The following is a 3,491-nucleotide window of genomic DNA, read 5'->3' as shown; positions in this document are numbered from 1 at the left end:
GCTTCCCCCGGTCCGCCAGATAGAGTCCCTCCATCAGCGAGGGCATGGTATGGGTTCTATGGATCCGGTTCATGAAGTGGAATGTCGCGAGCGTCCGCGTGAGGAGCTCGTTGGAGAGGCCCGCGCTGCCGTGAAAATCTAAGACGAGCTGGTGGGGACCCATAAACGCCATCTCGTGGGTGGGAGCACCCAGCGAGGCTCGTAGCCGCGTGACCGCCACGCTGAAGGCCAGAAAGAGCAGTACATAGAGCAAGATGAAGAGGAGAGGAAGGCCGATTCCCACTCCGATAGTCGCCGTGCCCGCGATGCAAGCCAGCAGTAGGGCAAAAAGAAACCGCGCGGGAAGCCCTCCGCCTGGGTCGCGCTCGCCGCTGTTGATCTGTGCCCAGAGCTGCTTTAAGTGTGGCTTGGCCAGCCAGAGCGCACTCACAAAGAGCCCGATAAACGCCCCCCAGCTCTGCTCGGAGAAGTACGGTGGGCTGGGCGTGAGCCCGCCGCCGCCAAAGACCCCCTGCTCGTTGCCGATACTGTAGGCGATAATCTGCTGCGCCTTGCGCACGAAGAAAAACACGAGAAGAGAAAAGAGCAAGTCGGTGGGCATGAGAAAGCCCAGTGCCGAGAGATACGGAAAGATCCCAACGGGAGTCCAGCCGGTCTGGTTCCACGGCGGCGAGACAAAGGCGCGGTTGAAGTCGCCAATAAAGCGAATATTGAAGTGGGGGAGCTGAGGGTACAGAAACGAGAAGCCGTTGAGCATGTCAATGGCAAAGACCACGGCGAAGCTCCCCCAGAACAGCTTGTTCTTCCAGAGCGGTGTCTGCCCTGGCACACTCTCCTCGGTGAGGGCGAGAGGGAGCTGCACTAGGGGAAACGCGAGGCGCTCTTTGTGAACCCACTGGTCTTTGAGCAGCGCACTGATGCAGAGCATGGCCGTGGTGACCAGCGTGAGAAGCAGCGTCCACGCCCCGATCTTGGGCCACCAGAGTGGCAACTGGGAGACGAAAAAGCCAAAGGTCTTGCCACCCTCGCCAAAGGATTTGAGGGGCGCGGGGTCACGGAAGAAGAACCAGTCGTGGACGTAGGGCAGAATATAGGTGCCGTAGCGTGGGTTCTGCTCGGAGTAGACCGCAAAGCCGTAGCTTGCCGGAGCGACCATGTCCATCCACTCGCCGCTCATGGCGCAGGCAATTGTGAGCATGGCATAGACCACCGCGATCTCCCGCCCATTGAGCGCCCACTTCGGTAGCACTCTTCGCACGGGGATATTGAGTAGCGCCAAGACGATCGTCAGAGCGAGGGGTGGCACCATCAGCGAGAAGATTCGGTCAATGACCTGGTCTTGCGCCCAGTAGCAACACACGGGGATTAAGAGCAGTCCCACTAGAAGCGGGCGAAGAAGGGCTAACATGGTCTATAATTTCTCCTACGGTGCAACCATAATCCTGCCGACATCGTCTTTAGGTATATCGCCCCGATAAACCGGGGCGTCTTATTGTCGTCGCAGGCTCCGACACGAAGGCCGCAAGCGGCCATACCGAACCGAGTCAACTCGGCATGGGCGGCACGCCCTTCGTGTCCGAGGCACGAGGACAATAAGACGCTCCCGTTCATGGGAGCGACCACATCGAGGAGAGAAAACCATGATCTCGGATGAGCTGAAGCAAAAGATTGACGACTGGGTGAAACGCGAGGGCCGCAACGAGTACGGCGACCCCAAAGACACCCTCTACGCAGGCGGCAACCCGCTCTTCGACGAGCGCTCGCCGGGCCTCAAAGACCGCTATGAGTATATTTTAAAGCGCAATCCCAAACTACAAGAGGAGCTTGAGAGATGAAATCCCATACCGGGGGAAACCCCAAGTTCGACGAGCGCACGCCCGAGGTCAATAAAGACCGGCAAGTTGCGGGCGTCAACCCGAACTTCAACGAGCAGAAAAGCCCGCTTGATCTCGTGACTCCACTCGCCAAAAAGAAATCGTTACCTATTCGGAGGATCAAACCATCATGACCAAATCTCTGAGAAATACATTAGCCACCCTCGGCATCGCCGTGGCCGTCGGTGCCACCGCTGTACCGATGCTCTCCGTCTGGACACAGAAAGATGTCACAAAGCCTCTTGACCAGCTCATATTTACGACTCAAGATGGCGTTAAAGTGCTTCCCTCGCTTGCTCCTACGATCCTCATAGACTTCAAAGACAACGTCAGCGATAGCGAGATTGAGGCGTTTTCTAAGCAGTACAACCTGAAGCTTGAGCCAAACTCCATCGAGGCCAAAGACAACCGCCTTTATCGCGTAGACCGTACTACGAACACAAACGTGGAGGCGATCATAAACCTTGAGGCGATCAAAAATGATTCCCGCGTTCAGGCCGCCGAGCCAGAGATTACGTTCCATCTGGAGCAATCAGGCATTTGTGGAAACTGTTCTCCGGGTTTCAGGGCTGCGGTTACGGCCAAACGCACCATTGATCCCACGGTCGAGACCACGACGATGGCTGATCCGACGGTGCATGAAGAGCTTACGCTTACACTGAACGCGGACGAGCCTTCTGGTACTCGCCCTAACGATCCGCTCTATGACAAGCAGTGGAACTTCCGTATGATTGACACGGAAGGGGCTTGGGAGCGGACGCGGGGTAAGGGCGCGGTGGTGGCGGTGATTGATACCGGCGTCACCAAGGCACGGGACTTCAAGCAAACCACATTCACAGCGGGCTACAACTTTGTCAGCAAGACCACCAACGCCGACGACGACCACGGGCACGGAACCCATGTCGCGGGGACGATTGCGGAGTCCACGAACAACAATGAGGGCGTGGCCGGGATCGCGTTTGAGGCGACCATCATGCCGCTGAAAGTGCTCTCCGCGGAGGGCAGTGGCACCAGTGCCGATATCGCCGATGCCATTCGCTTCGCCGCCGACAAGGGCGCAAATATCATCAACATGAGCCTTGGCTCCATGTACCCGTCCGATGTGATCCACGAAGCCTGCAAGTACGCTCGCAAGAAGGGCGTCACGATTGTTTGTGCGGCAGGCAACAGCTTCAAGGAAGGTGTCGGCTACCCGGCAGCGTTCCCCGAGTGCATCGCTGTCTCCAGTGTCGGGCCGAGCGGAAAGCTCTCTAAGTTCTCGTCGTGGGGCAAGCAGGTCGCGCTCGCTGCGCCGGGCGGCGACATGATTGACTCCAAAGACCCGAAAGATGGCATTTTGCAGAACACGGTCTACCAGGGCCAGGACGACTACTTCGCGTTCCAAGGAACGTCTATGGCATCGCCGCATGTCGCCGGAGCCGCTGCGTTGGCCTACAGCCAGGGCACCAAGGACCCTGCAAAAATTAAAGACCTGCTCCAGAAAACCGCGAGCAAGCCCAAAGAGAACAATGTCAAGAAGTACGGCGCGGGCATTCTTAATGTGGGCAAGCTCACCGCCAAGAGCGCGGCGGACAATACCTGGAAGCTACGCCACGCACTGGCAATTGGCTTTGCGGG

General features: G+C 57.9%; 4 protein-coding genes. 3 read left to right on the top strand and 1 reads right to left on the bottom strand.

Translation table 11 applies throughout. The features are described 5' to 3' along the window. On the bottom strand, nt 1-1,408 hold a 1,408-nt coding region (locus tag ACH2EH_RS18120; RefSeq protein WP_395143802.1), incomplete at its 3' end, for a DUF6785 family protein. A gap of 232 nt (nt 1,409-1,640) precedes the next feature. Between ACH2EH_RS18120 and ACH2EH_RS18115 the strand changes: the two genes are divergently transcribed. The 3 genes from ACH2EH_RS18115 to ACH2EH_RS18105 all read left to right on the top strand — a co-directional run. Continuing rightward, nucleotides 1,641-1,835, top strand: a complete 195-nt coding sequence (locus ACH2EH_RS18115) for a hypothetical protein (protein ID WP_395143801.1) — start codon at nt 1,641-1,643, stop codon at nt 1,833-1,835. Continuing rightward, the gene (locus ACH2EH_RS18110) at nt 1,832-2,008 is read left to right on the top strand and encodes a hypothetical protein (protein ID WP_395143799.1); all 177 of its coding nucleotides are present in this window, start codon (nt 1,832-1,834) and stop codon (nt 2,006-2,008) included. The genes ACH2EH_RS18115 and ACH2EH_RS18110 overlap by 4 nt, the downstream gene beginning before the upstream one ends. After that, on the top strand, nt 2,005-3,491 hold a 1,487-nt coding region (locus tag ACH2EH_RS18105), incomplete at its 3' end, for a S8 family peptidase (protein WP_395143797.1). The genes ACH2EH_RS18110 and ACH2EH_RS18105, both read left to right, overlap by 4 nt.

This window comes from Armatimonas sp. (assembly GCF_043760365.1).
Classification (GTDB): Bacteria; Armatimonadota; Armatimonadia; order Armatimonadales; family Armatimonadaceae; genus Armatimonas.
The sequence above is the reverse complement of the archived record's forward strand: the minus strand, read 5'-3'. Positions and strand labels throughout refer to the sequence as shown.